This window comes from Peptoclostridium litorale DSM 5388, assembly GCF_900141635.1.
Lineage (GTDB): Bacteria > Bacillota > Clostridia > Peptostreptococcales > Peptostreptococcaceae > Peptoclostridium > Peptoclostridium litorale.
Map to the genome: position 1 here is coordinate 1 of NZ_FSRH01000005.1, position 21,643 is coordinate 21,643.

Here is a 21,643-nt window from a genome sequence, read left to right on the forward strand (position 1 = left end):
TGGAAGTGTTCGTAATAGGCGGAGGAGACACAGCAGTTGAAGAGGCTATGTTCCTTACAAAATTCGCTAGAAAAGTTACAATAGTTCACAGAAGAGCCGAGCTTAGAGCTGCTAAGTCTATACAAGAGAAGGCATTCAAAAACGAAAAGCTTAACTTCATGTGGAACACAGTAATAGAAGAAATAAAGGGAGACGGAATAGTAGAATCTGCAGTATTCAAAAACAGAGAAACTGGAGAAGTTACAGAGTTCGTTGCACCTGAAGAAGACGGCACTTTCGGAATATTCGTATTCATAGGATACGATCCAAAAAGCGCTCTTGTAGAAGGAAAGCTAGAGCTTGACGAGACAGGCTATATACCAACAGACGACAACATGAAGACTAACGTTGAAGGCGTATTTGCCGCTGGAGACATAAGAGTCAAGTCACTTAGACAGGTAGTTACAGCGACAGCTGACGGAGCTATAGCTGCAGTTCAAGCTGAGAAGTATATAGAAGAGCACTTCGCAGAGTAATCACTGCTGATTAAAAGACAAATAACAAAGATAATAATGGCCAGACCTCATGGGCTTGGCCGTTGCATAAATACAAAAGAAAAAAGGGAGATGACTGTAAATGTTAATGCTAGATAAAGATACTTTCAAAACTGAGGTTCTAGAGGGAACAGGATACGTACTAGTTGACTACTATAGCGATGGATGCGTACCATGCAAGGCTCTTATGCCAGCGGTAGAAGAGCTTTCGAAGAAATACGAAGGAAGAGTTGTGTTTGCAAAGCTCAACACAACAGGAGCAAGAAGACTTGCTATAAGCCAAAAGATACTAGGACTTCCTACACTGTCTCTATACAAGGATGGAGTAAAGGTGGATGAAGTTACTAAAGACGATGCAACAATAGAAAACATAGAGGCAATGGTAGAAAGAAACATATAGTAAATAACCAGTATTATTTATGTGTGTAAAAGGCTGAATCTCATAATTTGAAAATAAAAAAATACATTGAAAAACAGGGCAAAGACATGTCAAAACGGTCTTTGCTCTATTTTGTTTTAGTGGTATCATTGTTATGTATGGGGATTGGAAAATTTAAGGTAAGGGGTGTTTGTTTTGAAAAATGAAAAATTGAAAAAGGGGCTGATGACCACTGTAGTGATATCTGGCGCGATTTCATATCTAATTGGAGCATTGGCACTTAAAGAAGCTTCTCAGACCTCAAAAATCATTGTGGCGGCTCTTGGAATGGCTACAGGTTTTTTAGGATGGACATTATCGGAAATAAACACAAGGTCCTCCATAAAGCATATAGCAGACAGAATTCAAAAAATAGCTAATGGAGATCTCACACAGAAAATAGATATTGAGGACGGGGCTGCAAAAGAAATTTCAGAAAGTGTGAATGAGCTAATAGTAAAATTCAGGTTGCTTATAGCGCAGAGCCTTACAATAAATGACAAGATAATAGGATATACAGACAAAATAGGCGAGCAGGCCAATGCTGTTAATCAAGCATCAAGCGAAACGGCAGCTGCAATGAACGACGTCTCAAATGGAGTGACAGATCAGACCCATTCAATAGTAAGGGCGCAGGATAATTCAAGAGAGATAACAAGTGGGGCAAGAGCTGTTGGAGAAAAGACCAGGAAGGTCAAGATTGCTGCGGAAGAGATGGGAGCCATTGTAGATGAAAGCTCTGAAAAATTCAACCAGCTTGTATATAGGATGGATATTTCAGCAATGTCGAATCTCAAGCTTGCAGGAGACATAAAAGGTCTTGAATCAAAGGCATTTGACATACAAAACATAGCAGACACTGTAAATGAAATAAGTGAAAACACTAATCTTTTGGCTCTTAATGCGTCAATAGAAGCCGCAAGGGCAGGAGAAGCCGGCAAAGGATTTTCAGTAGTGGCTGAAGAAATAAGAAGACTTGCAGAGGACTCGTCAAGGCAGGCGGGAGAGATACAAAACATAGTAAACGAGATAAAAAGAGAAATATCGGATATAACGACAGGCATAGATGTGGAAGTTGAAAGCATAAACAAAAACATAGAATTTTCAAAGGAAACAAGCAGCGTGTTAAACTCAATGACGCAAAAGGCAAGGATTACAATACAAGAGGTTGAAGACATAGCAGATGGTGTGGAAAGTCAAGTTGAAAGGGTTTCGGAAATAGAAGGGATAATGGAAAGGATAAGTGCCGTATCCCAGGATACTACGGCTGCAACTGAAGAAATAGCGGCTACAATGGATGAACAGTCGATTTCGACGAATTATATATTCGAATCCATAAAAAGCCTTTCAGATATGAATATGGAGATGAAGGAATACATCAACGCATTCGTAAAGTCATATGGACTAAACTCGCAAAAGAAAAAGTATGTTCAAGATGGCACAAGGATTCTTCGCGAAATGGCCATGCAAAGGGAAGTTATAGGGATGGACTATGAAGAGGGAAGAAAATGTCTCCAGGAAAAGATGAAAATGCATAATCAGTTTGAAATGATTGCCATGATGGACAGCGGCGGGCTTAGGGTGGCGACTGCCCTGGACTATACGAAAGAGGAAACCTATGTCAACTTTGCACACAGGGAGTACCACAGGCAGGCTGTAAAAGGCGTTGAATATACATCTGAGCCGTATATATCTGTGGACAGCAACAATTACTGTATAGCAATAGCTGTTCCAGTCAAGGACAATACAGGAGATATAAAAGGTATTTTGATGGGAGATCTGACTCTGGGATAATGAGGCTTTAGAACTAAAAAAAAATATGTTGTAATATTCATTGTAAATTTAGCCGCTTGAAATTAAAATTATAAGGATAGGTCAATAAACAGGCAAACACAAGGGGAGGGTGGAATATTTATGCGATTTGTGCCAATGAATTCAGTAAGAAAAGGAGCAGTTATTGCAAAGCCGCTTATAGATTCGAATGGAAGCCTTCTTCTTAAGGAAGGAGTTATCCTTTCGGACCCTATAATACAAAAAATACAGGACAAAGGATATAAGTCCATATATGTAAAAGATGACTATTCTCAAGGGGACATAGAGGATGTAATCAAGCCGGAAATAAGGCGTAAAGTAACAAACAAAATAAAGGATACGTTTGAGTTTTTTGCCAAAAATCAAGGGAGGGAAACTCAAAATAGCGCTCAAATATACAAGAATCTGGATGAGCTTTATGATATGTCAAAGGCTATAGTTGATGATCTTTTCAACCAGAAGGATATAATGATAAGCATGGTTGACATAAAGAGCATGGACAATTATACATATTCACACAGTGTGAATGTGGCTGTACTGTCGCTTGTCATAGGAATTGCCGCACAGCTTACCAAAAATGAACTATATGAGATTACAATGGGCGCAATGCTCCATGACATAGGCAAGATATTCGTGCCAAAGGAAATACTCAACAAACCGGGAAAGCTTACAGACGAAGAATTTAAAATAATACAGCAGCATACTGTAAAAGGGTATGAGTATATATCTCAAAATTCGTCTATAAAGGCTACAACAAAGATAATAGCTTTGCAGCATCACTTGAATATGGATGGAAGCGGATATCCAAGTGGCAATAAGCTTTCTCAAATACATAAATTCTCCAGAATAGTCTCGATTGCAGACATATATGACGCTCTCACTTCGGACAGGAGCTACAGGAAGGCATTTGCTCCAAGTGAAGCAATAGAATATATAATGTCACTCGCATCAAGCAAATTGGATATTGACTATGTAAAGGTATTTGTAAAAAAGATAATACCTTATCCGGTTGGAACGATTGTAATGTTGAGCAATGGCGAAACGGCAGTAGTCAAAAAGCTAAATGAGGGATTTCCTATGAGGCCGGTGGTTGAGCTAATAATAAATGGGAAGCTTACGGATGAGAAGATTGACCTTATGGAAATGAACAACCAGGTAATAAAGGAAATTGTATATGAAATTTCGGGTTAAATCTGTAAAAAATATCAAAATAGTGATTGAGTTTTAATAGAGTCGATAATATAATAACTTATGTGCTAATAAGGAGCTATAGAAATGGTTTGGTAAAGTATGAGCCAATAAAATAGCAGTGAATTTAGCCAGTGGATTTGAAGCCCGGCTTTTAACGCCGAGTAGTTTGTTGATATTAACCTATGGAAGGGATGAATGGATTGCCTGAAATAATAGTGAGACAAAGCGGGCCTCTTGTTGGGCGCGTTAGAATAGATGGGGCAAAGAATGCGGTACTGCCCATAATGGCTGCTACATTGCTTGTGGACGGTAAATCGGTAATAGAAGATGTTCCGCAGCTAAGAGATGTATACGTAATGATAGATCTTTTAAAGACACTGGGGGCAGATGTCGAATTTGAAAACGGAATACTCCAGGTGGATGCCAGCGGAGTGGACAAATGGGATGCGCCATACGAGCTGGTAAGGAAAATGAGGGCATCTTTCCTTGTAATGGGACCGATACTTGCGAGATTTAAAAGAACCAGAGTTTCAATGCCGGGAGGGTGTGCAATAGGGACAAGACCCATAGACCTTCATCTAAAAGGATTTGAAGCACTCGGGGCAGATGTAAGCGTGGAACATGGAACGGTAGAGGCGTCGTGCAGCGCACTTTCAGGGGATAAGATATATCTGGACTTCCCATCTGTGGGAGCTACGGAAAACATAATAATGGCGGCTTCTATGGCTGAAGGTACGACAATACTTGAAAATGCTGCAGAGGAGCCTGAAATTGTCGACCTTGCGAATTTTTTAAACAGAATGGGTGCCAATGTCAAAGGTGCTGGAACGAACACGATTACAATAAAAGGAGTAAGCGCCCTTAAAGGGGTTACACACAGGGTTATTCCAGATAGGATTGAGGCCGGCACGTTCATGGTTGCAGCTGCTATTACAAAGGGAGACATAGAAATAGAAAATGTAGTCATAGAGCATTTGAAGCCGGCAATAGCAAAATTGAAAGAGGTTGGATGCACTATAATTGAAGGAGACGAATCAATAAGGGTTATAGGACCGAAAGAGACCTTGGCGACAACGATAAAAACCCTCCCACATCCGGGATTTCCAACTGACATGCAGGCCCAGTTTATGGCTCTTTTGAGCATGGCTAAGGGAACTTCCATAGTTACTGAAACTGTATTTGAAAACAGATTCATGCATGTAAATGAGCTCAGAAGGATGGGGGCAAACATAAGAATAGAGGGCAAAACGGCAATAGTCCAGGGCGTGGATTCTCTTGAAGGGGCAAATGTAGAAGCTACTGACCTTAGAGCGGGAGCTGCACTCATACTTGCGGGACTTTTGGCGAAGGGAGAAACAAGGATAGGCCAAATACACCATATCGAAAGAGGATATGTGAGCATAGAAAAAAAGATAACTCAGCTTGGAGGAAAAATAGAAAAGGTAATTTAACGTGGAAGCCGGGGAGAATGTCCCGGCTTCTATTTGTAATTATGTAAAATCTGATGAAATTCAGACCTGTTTAACTATAGATTGCAGGCATGCGTTGGTACAAGCGTCTGGACGTTCATGCCATAAAAAGGCTTTTGCTGAAGTTTCATATTACTCCAAAACTATATGGGACATAGGACTTACAGCCCCTAAAAAATCAATGTCACAAAGATTAAATAAAAATTAAAAAGCATTCATATGTTGGTGCTTAAGTGTATTTTTTTGTTATAATAGAGGTATGTGATTTTTATTAGTGTCAGTTTGATATTATGATGGGAGAGGTAGATTGATTATGAAATTTGCACCGGATATAGGCATAGATCTTGGCACGGCGTCAATACTTGTATATGTAAAGGGGAAGGGTATAGTTCTTAAAGAGCCTTCAGTTGTGGCCATTGATAAAAATACTAATACTGTGCTTGCAGTTGGAGAAGAGGCGAGAAAAATGCTTGGAAGGACTCCAGGCAACATAGTCGCGATAAGACCGCTTAAAGAGGGGGTCATATCAGACTATGACGTGACTGAAAAGATGCTTAAGTATTTCATATCGAAAGTACTTGGGAAGAGCAGCTTTTTCAGCCTATTCAAGCCTCAGATAATGGTGTGCGTACCATCGGGTGTGACAGAGGTTGAAAAGAGGGCTGTGATAGACGCTACAATGGAGGCTGGGGCCAGAAAGGTTTTCCTTATAGAAGAGCCTATAGCTGCTGCAATAGGTGCGGGGCTTGACATATCAAAGCCAAACGGCAACATGGTTGTGGACATAGGCGGAGGAACTGCCGACATAGCTGTAATATCGCTTGGAGGAGTAGTTGTAAGCACTTCGATAAAAATTGCAGGGGACAAATTCGATGAAGCGCTGGTTAAGTACATGAGGAAAAAATACAACTTGCTCATAGGAGAGAGAACCGCCGAGGACATAAAAATCCACATAGGCACAGCATATAAAAGAGACGCAGATGTGACCATGGATGTAAGGGGGCGAAACCTGGTTTCAGGTCTTCCTGAAAACGTGACGGTAAAGGCCATGGAGACATTCCATGCACTTGAGGAAAATGTAAACCAGATAGCTGATGCAGTTCATATGGTGCTTGAAAAGACGCCGCCGGAACTCTCTGCGGACATAAGTGACAAGGGGATAATAATGACAGGTGGAGGTTCTCTTCTTTGGGGGCTAGACAAGCTTATATCAAATAGAACCGGAATAAATGTACAAATAGCTGAAGATGCGGTGTCTTGCGTTGCAATGGGAACGGGAGAAGCCCTAAATTCCCTTCACCTCCTCAAAAGGAGCGGAGGCGTATCTAAAAAAAGGTAGATCAAAAACTTGATACCTGCGCCCTATAAAGAATTACCCGTTTATATCCGAAATTCAATATACGGAGTGATTTTGGGGAAATATGTATGGCGGGCTTCACAGTCCGCCAAATATTCATATGGAGTGGATTATATGTACAGGGGAATTTATACGGTTACATCTACAATGAGTACAAATCAGAGAAAGCTAGATGTTGTCTCGAATAACCTTGCAAACACAAATACAGCATCATTTAAAAAGGATGAACTTATAACAAAGGCATTTCCTGAAAAGCTGCTTAGCAAGATGAACGGAGTCTCATACAGCAACAACACAAGAGACAGTAATATAGGCGTGAAAAGAGACGGACAAGGGTTTATAGTGAATTGTCAGAGCAGCTTTTTTACTGTAGACGGGTCTCAGGGAAAAAGCTACAGCAGAGATATGAAGCTGGCGGCAGACGATCAGGGATATCTAAAGACATATTCACGAAGCATAGCCGGCAGAGTAGACACAAGCAGGGGATACTATGTCTTGGATTCAAACGGAAAGAGGATACAGGCGGGAGCCAATTTCCAAATAGACGGACAGGGAAATGTATCTTCAGGAGGGCAAAGTGTAGCAAATCTTCTGTTTACGCCTCAAAGAGGCGTGATAGGGACTGTAAACGGGGGAAAGAGCGTAGACTACATAAAAAGCAATTTCCGCCAAGGGGGGCTTCAGCAGACCAATAGGAATTTGGATGTTGCCATAAAGGGAAGCGGATTCTTCCAGGTGCAAACGGCAGATGGACAGACTAGGTATACACGTGAGGGCACTTTTAAAATAAGCGATGACGGAATGCTTGTTACAGACGAGGGTATGAGAGTTATGGCAAATGGCGGGCCGGTGCCTGTTGACGGCGAACTTAATATAAGAGAAAACGGAGACATATACATAGACGGCTCGTTTTTCGATACTTTAAGTGTTGCTGATGTGCGGAACCTGGACACACTTAGAAAGATAGGATATGGCACATATGAAGTGGAGCCGGGCCAGGATCCCAATATGGGTCAGTTTGAGGGAGAGCTTCTTCAAGGTTATATTGAAGGGTCTAATGTAAATCCTGTCAAAGAAATGATCGAGATGATAGACATTATGAGAAACTATGAAAGTGGACAGAAGGTCATAAAGGCGTATGACGATATAATGGCAAAAGCCGCCAATGAGATAGGCAAACTTTAACCTGAAACTGTAATGGGAGGTAGATGCAATGAGAGCACTTTGGTCAGCGGCTAGTGGAATGAAGGCTCAGCAGCTTAACATAGACAATATATCAAACAACCTTGCGAATGTTAATACCACTGGATACAAGAAGATGAGGGTTGAATTCAAAGATCTTCTATATGAAAACATAAAAGATGCAAGCATTGTAGACGGAGAGGGAAGTCCTGTAAATCTTCAGGTAGGCCACGGGGTAATGTACAGTGCCACAAGCAGGAATTTTGAAAATGGAGGATTCCAAAGCACTGAAAACGATACGGATTTCGCGCTTGACGGAAGGGGATTCTTTGTAGCACAAAACCCTGCAGGAGAAAGAATTTATACAAGAGACGGAAGCTTCAAGCTGGACGTGGATGGAGATACAAGAAGGCTTGTCACGTCTGAAGGATATTTTGTGCTTTCGGAGGATGACGACTACATAGAGTTTTCAGATACGGACAAGGATTTCACCGTTGATGAGATGGGAGCCATAAAGGTAAAGACTGAAGACGGAACAGTGGAGGATACGGGCCTTTCGCTTGCTGTTGTAGACTTTTTGAATCCTGACGGACTCGAGGCCGTAGGAGGAAACTTCCTCAAGGCTACGAACGCCTCAGGAGAGGAGATGCTGCTTGAAGGAGAGGAAAGGGACACCAAGATATATCAGGGATACCTTGAAAACTCCAATGTGCAGATAGTCGAGGAAATGATAAAGCTTATAACGGCTCAAAGGGCATACGATATAAATTCAAAGACAATACAGACTGCGGACGAAATGATGCAGACGGCAAACAGCGTTAAGAGGTAAAAACTAGACCTTGTGTGGAGGTGACTTTGTGAAGGTTAATTCCTATGGAATGGATATGGTCAACGCGGTTAAGTTGAATCAGAATGTTGAAAAAGACATAAAAGGCTCTGAGGACAAGGATCTTATGGATTCATGCGTAAAGCTTGAAGGGGAATTCATGAAAATAATGCTCAAGGAGATGAAAAAGACAATCCCGGATTCGGGGTTCATGCCGAAATCTGCTGGACATGACATAATGGATGACATGTACTATGAGACCATAGGAGAGGATGCCGCTCAAAATTCATCTATTGGTCTTGCTAAAATGATATACGACCAGTTTACAAGAAACAGGACAGACAAAGAATAAAAAAGGGGATAAATGCTGATGATAGATATAAGACAGATAAAAGATGTGATACCTCACAGATATCCATTTTTGCTTGTAGACAAGATAGTGGAGCTTGAGGAGGGGAAAAAAGCTGTTGGGATAAAAAATGTAACGATAAACGAGCCCTTTTTCCAGGGTCATTTCCCAAACTACCCTGTAATGCCTGGAGTGCTTATAGTTGAAGCAATGGCTCAGGTGGGCGCATATATAATGCTGTCGCTCGAAGGAAACGAAGGAAAGATAGGACTTTTCACGGGAATAGACGGAGTGAGATTCAAAAGGGAAGTGCTTCCAGGCGATACGCTCAGGATGGAAGTTGAATTCATAAAGGTAAGAAGGGGAATAGGAAAGGCCAAGGCAAGTGCATATGTAGGAGACGAGCTTGCATGCAGTGGAGAATTGATGTTTGCTATTGTAGAAAGATAAACCATGCTAGAGAGATGGTCTTGATAAGGACCTAAAACATAACGGGATGCCCCCTAATGCGTTTTGCGCATTGGGGGGCTTTAGTGATGTTTTTTAAATATTACCGGGAAGGTGAGAATATGAAGAGGACAGCTTGTATAGTATTGACTGTTTTCATGACCATGATGAGCATGCTTTCAGCCTATGCGCAAGGACCGTATGTCATAGATGAAAGGGAAAGAAAACAGACACTTGCAGAAGGGGTAGTGTATAAGAACATATTTAGGTTTACAGAAGAGGGAGTATACAATATAAACATAGTAGAAGCGGATATTTCAAATGAAAACGTGGGATTTGACATTATATTCAATGAAGATCAGGGTTTTAGCAAAAGGCAAAAACTCAGCAGCATGGTGACTAAAAGGGATGACGTACTTGCGGCCATAAACGGAGATTTTTTCAGCATGTCAAATCCGTCATTCTCGCTTGGAACAATGGTGCGGGATGGCAAGATACTTTCGAACCCACATTACGAGGAACAAAAATATGCGTCCATAATTGTAGACGATTCGAAAAACGTACTTTTTGAATACCTAAGCCCAAACATGAAAGCGGTCAACACTGCAAAAAATGTAGAAGTTCCAGTGGCTGCAGTTAACAAACCGAGCCAGTATTTTGCAAACATAGTGGCGCTTACAAGTGAATATGTCAAAAACTCACCAGGAGCAGACGATACATATTATGATGTGTGCGAGGTTGTAGTGGACTCGGGCATAGTAAGAGAAGTCAGATATGGACAGCCTCCAGTCGAAATACCTAAAAACGGATATGTATTGGTAGCAGGAGGCAACAACGGGGCGCTTCTTCGGGACAATTTCATACCGGGAGAATCGGTAGAGCTTTTGGCAAGCACGGGTCCTGATTACTCAAAAGTTAAGACGGCTATGGGTGCAGGTAGCGTAATAATAAGAGACGGGCAGCTCACCCAGCTTACCCAGAAGGTGCGTGGAAAGGCTCAAAGATCGGCAATAGGAATTACAAATGATGACAAGCTCGTAATGTTCACAGTCGACGGAAGGCTCGACAACTATGTTGGAATGGAGCCGGAAGATGTTGCAAGCTACATGCTGAGCATTGGGTGCAAAGATGCTGTAATACTTGACGGGGGAGGATCCACGGAGCTTATAGCAAACGACAGGATAAGAAACACCCTTGTAAACGGAACGGAAAGGGAAATACTCAATGCATTCGCGGTAAAGACCAGTGCAGAGCCTGGGGAATTCGACCATATGGAGATTCATGTGGACAAGAATTTAATGTATGTGGGAGAAAGCGCCCAAGTTGAAGTATGCTTTTTTGACAGGGACGACAATCCTGTTGCCATAGATGCATCAAGAGCTGACTTTGACCTGGACGGAATTGAGGGACGTTTTGAAGGCGGAAGGCTTATACCTTCAGAGGCAGGAAAGGGTACGATAGAGGTGTCGTACGAAGGTGAAACCGAAGAAATTGAAATAGAGGTCATTGAAAAAAGATCTTCAGATGAGCTCAATGTTGAAGACATAAGCCATGAGCAGCTTGACAAAGGCGTTACGCTGGCATTTTTGGGCAACATGGGGATATCGAAGAAAAGGCTTGTGGACAACCTTATAATTCAAAAATATGAAAAAGACATAAATAAACTTGAAGACCCTAGTATATTCATGATAGGAAATACAAATCAGGAGATGGAATCGGGTTTGTGGGACAAGGTTTTAAGCCCGGGTGGAATATACGGTTCAACGCATATTGATGATGAAATACTTGTAGTGTCGCTTGACAATTCAAACGGGGCGTTCTACAAGACTCAGGGACAGTGGCAGTTTTTGGAGGATTCTTTGAATTCCGATTACGACAACATAGTGGTTGTATTCAATTCAAAGGAGCAGCTCAGGTTTGACAAGGAAGCGGAACTTTTCAAGAAAAAGGTATATGAAAAGGCAAAGGACAAGAACATATACGTGGTATATAGGGGAAGTGGGTTTTCCCAGACTGTGGAAGGAAATGCGAGGTATATATCAATCCCTGATTACGGCGACCTGCACAAAGGAGACTATAAAAACGACTATAGATATCTGGTTATGAATATAAATGGAGACGATGTGAAGTACGGCTATATGAACATATTCAGGGGGGAATGACGAGCTTGAAAAGAGTAATGGGGGCAATGAGAAAAGCATGTGAAGACTACAATATGATAGAGGACGGCGATAAAATAGCAGTTGGATTTTCCGGAGGGAAGGACAGCGCAGCTCTTCTTTACGCACTTAAGCTATACCAGAGGTTTTCGCCTCAAAAATTCGAACTGGAGGCAATAACAGTAGATCCGGGGTTTAAGAATTTGAACCTTGATGAGGGCAGAAGGTTTATAGAGGGGCTTGGCATTCCATATACAGTTGTAAAGACTCACATAGCAGAAGTTGTGTTTGACATAAGGAAGGAGTCGAGCCCATGCGCTCTTTGCTCAAGGATGAGAAGGGGAGCCATATATGAGACGGCAAAGGAAAGAGGCATAACAAAGGTCGCATTCGGACACCATCTTGATGATGGAATAGCTACGCTTTTCATGAGCATGTTTTATGAGGGCAGGGTGTCTACGTTCAAACCTGTGACATATCTTTCGAGACAGGATATAACTATGATAAGACCGCTTATATACGCTACGGAAGACGCCATAAAGGCGGCGGTTGAAAACAACGACATACCTGTAATAAAAAGCCCGTGTCCGGCAGATGGCCATACCAAGAGGGAAGAGGCGAATGAATTTGTATCGATGTTTGCTTCGAAAATTCCGGACTTTAGAAAAAGGATGCTAAAGGCGCTTCAAAACAAGGAGCAGACACAGCTTTGGTTTTAAGGGCGTGCGAGTTATGAATCTTTTGGACGGATTTATAACTTCGGAATACCCTCTGTGGAGGTTTGATTTTCTATCTATTTGAGAACGTGAAAAGAGGAAGTCTTTAAAAGACTTCCTCTTTTCATTTATATAATCTATGCAGTTTGGACTATTATCAAGCTTATTTAGCCTCTCCGAAAGCATCAGCTCTAAGAGTGTCAGCCATGTCAGTCTTTTCCCATGTGAAGTCTGCGTCATTTCTTCCGAAGTGGCCGTATGCAGCAGTCTTTCTGAATATAGGTCTTCTAAGGTCAAGGTGCTTTATTATAGCTCCCGGTCTTAGGTCGAAGTGCTTTTCAACAAGATCTGATATTTCGTCGTCAGATATCTTTCCAGTTCCGAAAGTGTCAACAAGTATTGAAACAGGCTCTGCAACACCTATCGCGTATGCAAGCTGAACCTCGCACTTGTCGGCTATTCCAGCTGCAACTACGTTTTTAGCAACGTATCTTGATGCGTATGCAGCAGATCTGTCAACTTTAGTAGCGTCCTTTCCAGAGAAAGCCCCGCCGCCGTGTCTAGAGTATCCGCCGTAAGTGTCAACTATTATCTTTCTTCCAGTAAGACCTGCATCTCCTTGTGGTCCTCCGACAACGAATCTTCCAGTTGGATTTACAAGAATTCTTGTTTCGCTGTCCATAAGCTCCATAGGAACTATCTTGTTTATAACGTGCTGTATAAGGTCTTTTTCTATAGTCTTACGGTCAACCTCAGGGCCGTGCTGAGTAGATATCAGTATAGTGTCTATTCTCTTTGGCTTGTCGTTTTCATACTCTACTGTAACCTGAGTTTTTCCATCAGGTCTAAGGTACTCAAGAGTGCCGTTTTTTCTAACGTCAGAAAGCCTCTTTGCAAGCTTGTGTGAAAGAGATATTGGAAGAGGCATAAGCTCTTCAGTCTCGTTGCACGCAAATCCGAACATGATTCCCTGGTCTCCAGCTCCAAGAGCCTCAACGTCGTCAGTCATTGTTCCTTCCTTGCTTTCAAGCGCCTCGTCAACTCCCATTGCTATGTCAGAAGACTGCTCGTCTATTGAAGTAAGAACAGCGCAAGTGTCGCAGTCGAATCCGTATTTTGCTCTAGTGTATCCGATTTCTTCTATAGTGTTTCTAACTATTTTAGGTATGTCAACATATGCGTTAGTAGTTATTTCTCCGGCTACAAGCACAAGTCCTGTAGTAACTGTAGTTTCGCATGCAACCCTTGCATTAGGGTCTTTTTCTATTATGGCGTCAAGTATAGAGTCAGAAACCTGATCGCAAATTTTATCAGGATGTCCCTCAGTAACAGATTCAGATGTAAAAAGTCTTCTTGCCATTTAAATGTCCTCCTTTAAAAATAGTTCCAAAAGTTTATTGTAATAGTTCCTGGTTGGATTTTCAAAAATAAAGCCTCTTCGACAGTCGAAGAGGCATAGTTTATACACCAACCTCATCGTCCAGAAAAAAATTCTGTAGGAATTAGCACATTTCCAGCAAACGCTGGCTGTTGCCGGGTTTCATAGGGCCTGTCCCTCCACCTCTCTTGATAAGGCAATCAAGATAATTAGTTTGAAGTTTTGTATTTTCAGACTTCGAGTTTAATATTACTATTACTTAAATACTTTGTCAATAAAAAAATAAAAAAATTTTCACTTGCGTATATACAAAAATATATATCCGTTTTCTGGTGAGAAAACGGATATATATTTCATAGTAGTATTTGATGTGAAAGCATGAGCACTATAACGCCGGCGGCTATGTTTCCAAGCAGTATTGCCGGCAGTGCGCTTTTAAGCCTTATATCGAGAAGCGAGGCTACCATTGATCCGGTCCATGCGCCTGTTGTGGGAATGGGAATTGCCACGAGCATGAAGAGGCCAAGCAGCCTGTACTTTTTAATCCTTGCACTTTTGCGAAGAGCCCTGCTTTGAAGGTAATTTCCAAAGGGACCCAAAGTTTCGTATTTCTCAAGAAAAACTAGAATTTTTCTGAAAAACACTATTAAAAAAGGAGAAGGAAGAGTCGATCCCAGCACACATATTGAAAGAACCTTAAGCGGGGCAAATCCCCATGAGACTCCAAATGGGATAGCGCCCCTGAGCTCTAAGAAAGGAGTGGCGGAAATGATGGTTAAAATAAGCTCTTTTGGCAAAAAATATAAAAAATCCATAAAACCCTCCTTTTTAACATGTGTTTGCACTACAAATAAATTATACCCTAAAAAAAGGTGTACAATAATGGAAAAATTTGAAATACTATTGTTGTTGAATAGATAAAAATAAGGCAGCGCTAAAAAATTTATTTATAGTAAAGAGACTGTTTGTGGGTATTAATGATTATGTATGGCTGTAAAATGGCATAGGTGCAAGAGCCCATAGTATTGTAGCGAAAGAAGATATGACAGGGTTACCGGATAAACATTTAGAAAGAAAAAGACATAAAAAATAAAAATGAGAAAGAGGGAGAATTCACATGGACTACATGAAGGTTTATGAAGACTGGCTTAAAAACGAATATTTCGACGAAGAGGTCAGAAAAGATCTTATGCAAATAGCAGATGATGAGAAGGAGATAGAGGACAGGTTCTATAAGGACCTTGAATTTGGAACAGGGGGCCTTAGAGGAGTCATAGGAATAGGAACAAACAGGATAAACAAGTATACAGTAAGAAGGGCTACATATGGACTTGCGCAGCACATAATTGAAAAGGGCGACGAGGAAAAGGGATTAGTAATAGCCCATGACAACAGATTCAAGTCAAGGGATTTCACATTGGAAGCTGCGAGAACACTTGCGGCGTGCGGCATAAAGACTTACATATTTGACGGACTAAGACCTACCCCGCAGCTTTCATTTGCAGTAAGGAGCATGGGGGCTGCCGGGGGCATAGTTATAACTGCAAGCCATAATCCTCCTGAATATAATGGTTATAAGGCATATGGGGATGACGGAGCCCAGCTGAACGATAAAGAATCAAAGAAGGTAATAGAAAAGGTAAACGCCATAACGGATTACAGCAAGATACCCGTAATGAGCGAAAAAGAGGCTTTTGAAAAAGGGCTGATAGAAGTCCTTTCGGCTGATTTGGATGATGATTTCATAGAGGCTGTCAAAAAACAGTCGCTTTGTAAAGAAATAGTATGCGAGGTATCGGATGAACTAAAAATCGTGTACACACCGCTTCATGGAACTGGAAATGTACCGGTGAGAAGGGTGCTTAATGAAGCTGGCTTTAAAAACGTATTTGTGGTTGCGGGCCAGGAAGCGCCGGACCCGAATTTTTCTACTGTGGATTATCCAAATCCTGAAGATCCGGCGGCATTCGAGCTGGCAATAAATCTTGCAAATGAAAAGGATGCCGATATTATAATAGGAACAGATCCGGACTGTGACAGAGTAGGAGTTGTGGTGAAGGAGAAATTGGGGGAATACAGACTGCTTACGGGAAATCAAACTGGAGCTCTTCTTCTTCACTTCATATTGAAAGGGCTTAAGGATGCAGGAGAGCTTCCTGAGAATGCAGTGGTTGTAAAGACGATAGTGACCTCGAGAATGGGAGATGTAATAGCGGATTCTTTCGGCGTGGAGACTCTGGATACACTTACAGGGTTTAGATTTATTGCTGAAAAGATAAAGGAATTCGAGGAAAATGGGGGCAAGAATTTTATATATGGCTACGAGGAAAGCTACGGATACCTTGCAGGAAATCATGCAAGAGACAAGGATGCGGTTGTGGCATCAATGCTGGTAGCCCAAATGGCGGCATATTACTATTCGAAGGGAATGAACCTTGTAGATGCAATGCATGAGCTTTACAAGGAATATGGCTTCTTCAGCGATTCGCTTGAAAATGTTGTGCTCAAGGGAAGAGAAGGGGCTGAGAAGATACAGGGAATAATGAAGATGCTCAGGGAGAACCCACCTACTCAGGTTGGAGGGCTTGAAGTTGCAGGAATAAAGGATTACAGCAAGGGGGTTGAAGGATTCCCGAAATCAAATGTACTAGTGTTTGATCTCGAAAAAGATGCATGGTTTGCAGTGAGGCCTTCGGGAACAGAGCCAAAAATAAAATTCTATTTTGGTGTGAAAGGAAGCAGCGATGAAGAATCAAAGAAAGTAATGGAAGCTCTTAAAAAAGGCGTCATGGACAGTATAAAATAAGAAGTTTTATGGATGTTTGTGTGAATATAGTGGCGGTATGCATGTTTTAAACGTGTATGCCGCTATTTTTATTTACATCTGTCAAAAAGGCGGTTTTGATTGTCTATTGAGCAATTACAAGGGTGTCGGTTTTCGTATTGGATTATTAAACGGTCAAGCTTTCGGCTTAAGGCCAGCACATCATCTGCACAAAGGTCAGCATTATCGGGCTCAAGCATGGCATTTAGTTTTTCTCGGAACAGTTCGATTTTGTTTAAAAGGTTTTCATCAATGCGGTTTTTGCACATTTGACAAGCCTCCTTACTGGAATTGTTTTGGAAATAAAATGCAAAATATGACAAACCACATAATTTAAATCCAAAAAAGGTGAAAATATAGACCGGCAAGCATATAATAAATAATTATATTATAAAGAATATATAATTTCCATCTTTTTTGTTAAAAAATAACTTTTAAAGCTTGAATTGTAAAATTCGACATATATTCGGTTCTGAATCAAACATAACTAACTATTGAGATTATTGCAAAGGCAATATGCACTATTAATAATTTTAATGAATATGAGACTTCAAAATTCAAGCATGGGCGCATATCTGATATAATAACAATATAAGATTTGAAGGGAAAAGCCCTTACTTTAAGGAGATTGTTTATAAATGGCAATAGAAAATATACAGGGAACGGTATCAGAAATTATATTTCAAAACGAAGAAAATGGATATACGGTAGCCCGGATGAACACTGACGAGGGGGAGGTAACTGTCACAGGATGCCTTGCAACTGTCAAAATGGGTGAGACCATCAGGGTGAGTGGGGAATGGAAAAGCCATGAAATGTATGGGCTTCAGTTCAAAGCGGAAAGCTTCATGCCAGCAACGCCATCATCCGTATCGGGAATACTTGCATATTTATCGTCGGGGAGCATAAAGGGAATAGGGCCAAAGCTTGCGGAAAAAATAGTCCATACTTTCGGGGTGGAGACCCTTTTGGTTCTTCAAACAAGTCCCGAAAAGATAATGAAGGTCGATGGCATAGGGAAAAAAAAGGCCAAGAAGATAATGGAAAGCTTTGCCCAGGACAGGGAAATAAGAAACATAATGATGCAGCTTATACCATATGGAATAGGTTCCACATACTGTCTTAAGATATACAAAAAATACAGGGAAAAGGCCATGAACATAATAAGGGAGAATCCATACAGGATAGCCCAGGACATACCGGGAATAGGGTTTAAAACTGCCGACAGCATAGGTATGAAAATGGGGATAGACCCTCTTTCGAAAGGGCGCATAGAGCAGGGGATAATCCATTCCCTTAAAAACGGAGCGCTTTCAGGCCATTCGTATCTACCGCGGGAAGTGATGTGCAAAAAAGCATCAGAGCTACTGGGCGTATGTAAGAGTGCTATAGAAATGCAGGTTTATGAAATGGCTGCACAACAGCTCATACACATTGAAAATGGAGGAGACGACCAGAAGGTGTATCTGTTTCCATACTATATAGCTGAAAGCGGAGTGTGCAAAAAGCTTGTTCAAATTGCAAGTGCGGATATAGAGGAGCTTGAAATAGACATAAAGGATAGAATAGACAGCATAGAAAGGAAAAATTCAATAAGCCTTGCAAAAAAACAAAGGGAAGCCGTGGAAAAAGCTGCCATAGGCGGTATAACCATAATAACCGGAGGGCCTGGTACTGGAAAGACAACTACTATAAATTCCATAATAGAGCTGTTTGAAAGCGAGAAAATTAAAGTCAAGCTCGCAGCACCCACGGGAAGAGCGGCAAAGAGAATGAGCGAAGCCACTTCAAAAGAGGCTTTTACAATACACAGGCTCTTGGAGGTGGGATATTCGGCTGACGAGGAAGAGTCAGTGTTTTTAAAGGATGAGGACGAGCCCATAAGCTGCGACGCCCTAATAATAGACGAGGCTTCGATGATAGATGTAATACTGATGTATAACCTTTTAAAGGCGGTGAAGCCGGGAACAAGACTTGTAATAGTGGGGGATGTTGACCAGCTTCCACCTGTAGGAGCCGGAAATGTGCTTTCTGACATGATAGACTCGGGAGTGATAAGCACTGTGAAGCTTGACGAAGTGTTCAGGCAGGCAAAGGAGAGCATGATAGTGGTAAACGCCCACAGAATAAACAAGGGGGATCCGCCTGTTTTGAATAAAAAGGACAAGGACTTTTTCTTCATAGAGGCCCAGGGATCTTCTAAAAGCGCCCAGGAGATAGCCGGAATTGTGGGCAGCAGACTTCCGGCTTATTATGGGCTTGACCCGCTAAAGGACATACAGGTGCTCTCGCCGATGAGAAAAGGCGATGCCGGAGTGGGAAGTCTTAACCTCATACTCCAGGAAAGGCTCAATCCGCATTCTCATTTGAAGGAGCAGGACAAGATAGGAGGAAGGGTTTTCAGGGTGTGCGACAAGGTCATGCAGATAAAAAACAACTATGACAAGAAATGGGAAAGCGAAGACGGCAGCGAAAAGGGGCAGGGAGTATTTAACGGGGACATTGGGTATGTATACCATATTGACAAGGCCTCGAAGATTCTTTATATATTGTTTGATGATGTCAAAATTGCAAAATACGAATACAGCGAAACCGACGAAATAGACCACAGCTTTTGCACTACAGTTCACAAGAGCCAGGGGAGCGAATTTGAGGCTGTTGTGATGCCGCTTGTGTGGGCACCGCCCATGCTCATGACCAGAAATCTTCTATACACGGGCATAACAAGGGCGAAAAAACTCGTGGTGCTTGTAGGTGAGAAGAGATATTTAAATGAAATGATAAAAAACAACAGGATACAGGAAAGGTTTTCATCCATAAGGCAAAGGCTAGAGATGTTTTTCAGGGAAGGCATACTGGAAGGAGACTAGAAAATGGACTTCATCAGGTCTTTGGCGGATGCGGCGTTGGAACTTGTTTTTCCAAGCGGCATAAAGTGTATTTGCTGCGGAGAGCCAATACCAAAAGGAAATACTTATTCACTTTGCAAACACTGTTTTGACTCATTGAGATTCATAAAAAATGGATGTGAAAAATGCGGAAAGCCAATACCGGAAGAAATGCACGAAAGGCTTTGCAGCTCATGTATGGATGGAGCCGGAAGGCTTAATTTTGACAGGGCGGTTTGCTGCATGGAGTATGACGATCTGGTGCACAGGATGATATACGCTTTTAAATACGGCAAAAAGACATTCATGGGCAAATATCTGGCTGGGATAATAATGGACAAACTCGAGTACGAGCAGATGGATTTTGAAATTATAGTGCCGGTTCCACTTTCTAAAAAGAGGCTAAGGGCCAGAGGGTTCAACCAGGCGAAAATAATGGCGGATGAGCTTTCGAGGTTTTGCAAAAAACCATGTAAAGACATACTTGAAAGGACAAGGGATACCGATTTTCTTTCAGGGCTTTCAAGGTATGAGAGGAAAAAAGAATTAAAAGGTGTATTTACTTTGAATGAATATTCACATAATATTATTAGTAACAGAAATATTCTTGTTGTAGATGACATACTAACAACGGGATCGACTTCAAGTGAAATTGCAATTACGCTCAAGGAAGGCGGGGCGGAAGGTGTTTATGTAATATGTCTCGCCACTGGCAGAAACATATATTGATTTGGAGGGGAAATTATGGAACTGAAAAACTGCATCTCGTGCGGAAGGACGTTTGGAAGCGAATTTGGAGAAAATCTTTGTAAAAAATGCCGAAATGAGGCATACGAGAACGACTTCAAAAAAGTCAGGGAGTACCTATACGACAATCCGGGCTCGGACGTAAATGAGGTTTCTGCAGCCACGGGGGTTGAAAGAACTAAAATAATGCTCTATCTTAGAGAAGAAAGAATAGAGATAATAGAGGATGACAATCCGTTTTTAAAGTGCAGCAGATGCGGAAAGTCAATACATAAGGGCAAATACTGCGCATCGTGTGAGAATGAGCTTAAAAAGGAGCTTTCTGGGGCGCTCAGCTCCATGAAAAAGGAAAAAAGCCCAGAGCCAGAGCCTTCAAGTTCGAAAAAGCCTGCGATGCACGTTGACAGATTCAATAAAAAATAAAGACTAAAGAAAGACGCCTTTTTGACGATATAGAATACATAAGCATATCGTTACAGGAGGCGTTTTTTATGAAAATAAACGGATTTTCAAACATACAAAAAATAATGAAAACCTATGGGAAAAGCAGCACTGAGAATGTAAAGGGCAATAAAATAGAGAGCGACAAGATCGAAATATCGCAGGCGGGCAGGGACTATCAGTTCGCAATGGAAGCGATCGGGAAACTTCCTGAAATCAGAAGCGAAAAGGTCGAGGCCATAAAAGTGGACGTGCAAAGCGGAACATACAAAGTCGACAAGGAAAAGATCGCTCAAAATATATTCGAAAGCGCTGTTAAGGATGTGAAGCTTTAAATGGAGCATATAGAAAGGTTCATCCAGATACTCTCCAGGCAGCTCCACTTGAACAAGAGGCTGCTGGAACTGGCGAACGAGAAGAGGGAAGTGCTGCTTGGCGATGATGTGAAGAGGCTGAGCGAGATGATAATAGACGAGCAGGAAATGGTAAAGGAAATGATACTCCTTGAAAAGGAAAGAGCGTCTGAGGCGGCAAGAATAGGAAGAGGCGCAGGAATAAGAAAGGTCGAGGACATAAAGGAAATAGTAGGAAGGAAGTCTGTGGAAAAAATGCACGAGATTGAAGGCCTTGCAAATGAGCTTAGAAGAGTGCTTGAGGAGCTGGAAGAGAAAAACAGCACTAACCAGGCGCTAATGCAGTTTACGCTTGAATATATAGACCTCAATGTAAATATAATGACTGCGAAAAGGGAACCTTCAGGCTATTCAAAGGACAAAACGCTGCCGTTGCCAGGCGGCGGGGTAAGCTTTGACTCAAAATACTAAAATAAAATACGCCAGAGCGAACAGAGATGATGAACCACAGGGACGGTTTTCCGGTTGAAAAGCACAACCGTTAAGCCAGTCC

Annotated in this window: 21 protein-coding genes and 1 riboswitch; of the genes, 18 read left to right on the forward strand and 3 right to left on the reverse strand. The window is 41.7% G+C overall.

The annotated features are described in order from the left end of the window. The 12 genes from BUQ87_RS05750 to BUQ87_RS05805 form a co-directional block, all read left to right on the forward strand. Positions 1-515: NAD(P)/FAD-dependent oxidoreductase (locus BUQ87_RS05750; RefSeq protein ID WP_159434271.1), on the forward strand; the 515-nt coding region annotated here is incomplete at its 5' end. Between the two features lie 100 nt (positions 516-615). Continuing rightward, complete coding sequence (trxA, locus tag BUQ87_RS05755) at positions 616-933, forward strand: thioredoxin TrxA (RefSeq protein WP_074210054.1); 318 nt, start codon at positions 616-618, stop codon at positions 931-933. Positions 934-1,107: 174 nt separating this feature from the next. Next, complete coding sequence (locus tag BUQ87_RS05760; protein WP_052636167.1) at positions 1,108-2,745, forward strand: methyl-accepting chemotaxis protein; 1,638 nt, start codon at positions 1,108-1,110, stop codon at positions 2,743-2,745. Positions 2,746-2,865: 120 nt separating this feature from the next. Continuing rightward, positions 2,866-3,954 carry an HD-GYP domain-containing protein gene (locus tag BUQ87_RS05765; RefSeq protein WP_038265826.1) on the forward strand — a complete coding sequence of 363 codons (1,089 nt, stop codon included), beginning with the start codon at positions 2,866-2,868 and terminating at the stop codon, positions 3,952-3,954. A gap of 200 nt (positions 3,955-4,154) precedes the next feature. Then, positions 4,155-5,405, forward strand: a complete 1,251-nt coding sequence (murA, locus tag BUQ87_RS05770) for a UDP-N-acetylglucosamine 1-carboxyvinyltransferase (protein WP_038265828.1) — start codon at positions 4,155-4,157, stop codon at positions 5,403-5,405. A 331-nt stretch (positions 5,406-5,736) separates the two neighbouring features. Then, positions 5,737-6,762, forward strand: coding sequence for a rod shape-determining protein (mreB, locus tag BUQ87_RS05775; protein ID WP_038265830.1), 1,026 nt, complete (start codon positions 5,737-5,739; stop codon positions 6,760-6,762). A gap of 132 nt (positions 6,763-6,894) precedes the next feature. Continuing rightward, entirely contained in the window at positions 6,895-7,965 is a 1,071-nt protein-coding gene (locus tag BUQ87_RS05780) for a flagellar hook-basal body protein (RefSeq protein WP_038265834.1), read from the forward strand. 28 nt (positions 7,966-7,993) lie between these two features. After that, positions 7,994-8,791, forward strand: coding sequence for a flagellar basal-body rod protein FlgG (flgG, locus tag BUQ87_RS05785; protein WP_038265836.1), 798 nt, complete (start codon positions 7,994-7,996; stop codon positions 8,789-8,791). Between the two features lie 28 nt (positions 8,792-8,819). After that, a complete protein-coding gene (locus tag BUQ87_RS05790; protein WP_038265838.1) occupies positions 8,820-9,140 on the forward strand; it encodes a rod-binding protein in 321 nt (106 codons plus the stop codon). An 18-nt stretch (positions 9,141-9,158) separates the two neighbouring features. Beyond that, positions 9,159-9,587 carry a 3-hydroxyacyl-ACP dehydratase FabZ gene (gene fabZ, locus BUQ87_RS05795; protein WP_038265841.1) on the forward strand — a complete coding sequence of 143 codons (429 nt, stop codon included), beginning with the start codon at positions 9,159-9,161 and terminating at the stop codon, positions 9,585-9,587. 119 nt (positions 9,588-9,706) lie between these two features. Further along, positions 9,707-11,746 carry a phosphodiester glycosidase family protein gene (locus BUQ87_RS05800; RefSeq protein ID WP_159434272.1) on the forward strand — a complete coding sequence of 680 codons (2,040 nt, stop codon included), beginning with the start codon at positions 9,707-9,709 and terminating at the stop codon, positions 11,744-11,746. Then, positions 11,743-12,462, forward strand: a complete 720-nt coding sequence (locus tag BUQ87_RS05805) for a tRNA 2-thiocytidine biosynthesis TtcA family protein (RefSeq protein ID WP_242943786.1) — start codon at positions 11,743-11,745, stop codon at positions 12,460-12,462. Before BUQ87_RS05800 ends, BUQ87_RS05805 begins: the two co-directional genes overlap by 4 nt. Positions 12,463-12,622: 160 nt before the next feature. Here BUQ87_RS05805 and metK read toward each other — a convergent pair whose 3' ends face one another. Next, the gene (metK, locus tag BUQ87_RS05810; RefSeq protein WP_038265850.1) at positions 12,623-13,819 is read right to left on the reverse strand and encodes a methionine adenosyltransferase; all 1,197 of its coding nucleotides are present in this window, start codon (positions 13,817-13,819) and stop codon (positions 12,623-12,625) included. Positions 13,820-13,929: 110 nt separating this feature from the next. After that, a riboswitch (SAM riboswitch) is annotated at positions 13,930-14,035 on the reverse strand. 155 nt (positions 14,036-14,190) lie between these two features. Beyond that, positions 14,191-14,652, reverse strand: a complete 462-nt coding sequence (locus tag BUQ87_RS05815) for a COG2426 family protein (protein WP_038265853.1) — start codon at positions 14,650-14,652, stop codon at positions 14,191-14,193. Between the two features lie 302 nt (positions 14,653-14,954). Here BUQ87_RS05815 and BUQ87_RS05820 point away from each other — a divergent pair, with 302 nt between their 5' ends. Further along, the gene (locus BUQ87_RS05820; RefSeq protein ID WP_038265856.1) at positions 14,955-16,643 is read left to right on the forward strand and encodes a phospho-sugar mutase; all 1,689 of its coding nucleotides are present in this window, start codon (positions 14,955-14,957) and stop codon (positions 16,641-16,643) included. 68 nt (positions 16,644-16,711) lie between these two features. Here the strand turns inward: BUQ87_RS05820 and BUQ87_RS15815 are convergent, their stop codons facing one another. Further along, a complete protein-coding gene (locus tag BUQ87_RS15815; protein WP_038265858.1) occupies positions 16,712-16,930 on the reverse strand; it encodes an aspartyl-phosphate phosphatase Spo0E family protein in 219 nt (72 codons plus the stop codon). Between the two features lie 369 nt (positions 16,931-17,299). Between BUQ87_RS15815 and recD2 the strand changes: the two genes are divergently transcribed. From recD2 to BUQ87_RS05850, 5 genes are all read left to right on the forward strand, one after another. Continuing rightward, the gene (gene recD2 / locus BUQ87_RS05830) at positions 17,300-19,531 is read left to right on the forward strand and encodes an SF1B family DNA helicase RecD2 (RefSeq protein ID WP_038265862.1); all 2,232 of its coding nucleotides are present in this window, start codon (positions 17,300-17,302) and stop codon (positions 19,529-19,531) included. Between the two features lie 3 nt (positions 19,532-19,534). Continuing rightward, the gene (locus tag BUQ87_RS05835; RefSeq protein ID WP_038265864.1) at positions 19,535-20,278 is read left to right on the forward strand and encodes a ComF family protein; all 744 of its coding nucleotides are present in this window, start codon (positions 19,535-19,537) and stop codon (positions 20,276-20,278) included. 15 nt (positions 20,279-20,293) lie between these two features. Next, entirely contained in the window at positions 20,294-20,719 is a 426-nt protein-coding gene (locus BUQ87_RS05840) for a hypothetical protein (RefSeq protein WP_038265868.1), read from the forward strand. 68 nt (positions 20,720-20,787) lie between these two features. Continuing rightward, the gene (gene flgM, locus BUQ87_RS05845) at positions 20,788-21,072 is read left to right on the forward strand and encodes a flagellar biosynthesis anti-sigma factor FlgM (RefSeq protein WP_038265871.1); all 285 of its coding nucleotides are present in this window, start codon (positions 20,788-20,790) and stop codon (positions 21,070-21,072) included. Beyond that, complete coding sequence (locus BUQ87_RS05850; RefSeq protein WP_038265874.1) at positions 21,073-21,561, forward strand: flagellar protein FlgN; 489 nt, start codon at positions 21,073-21,075, stop codon at positions 21,559-21,561. Positions 21,562-21,643 lie beyond the last annotated feature (82 nt).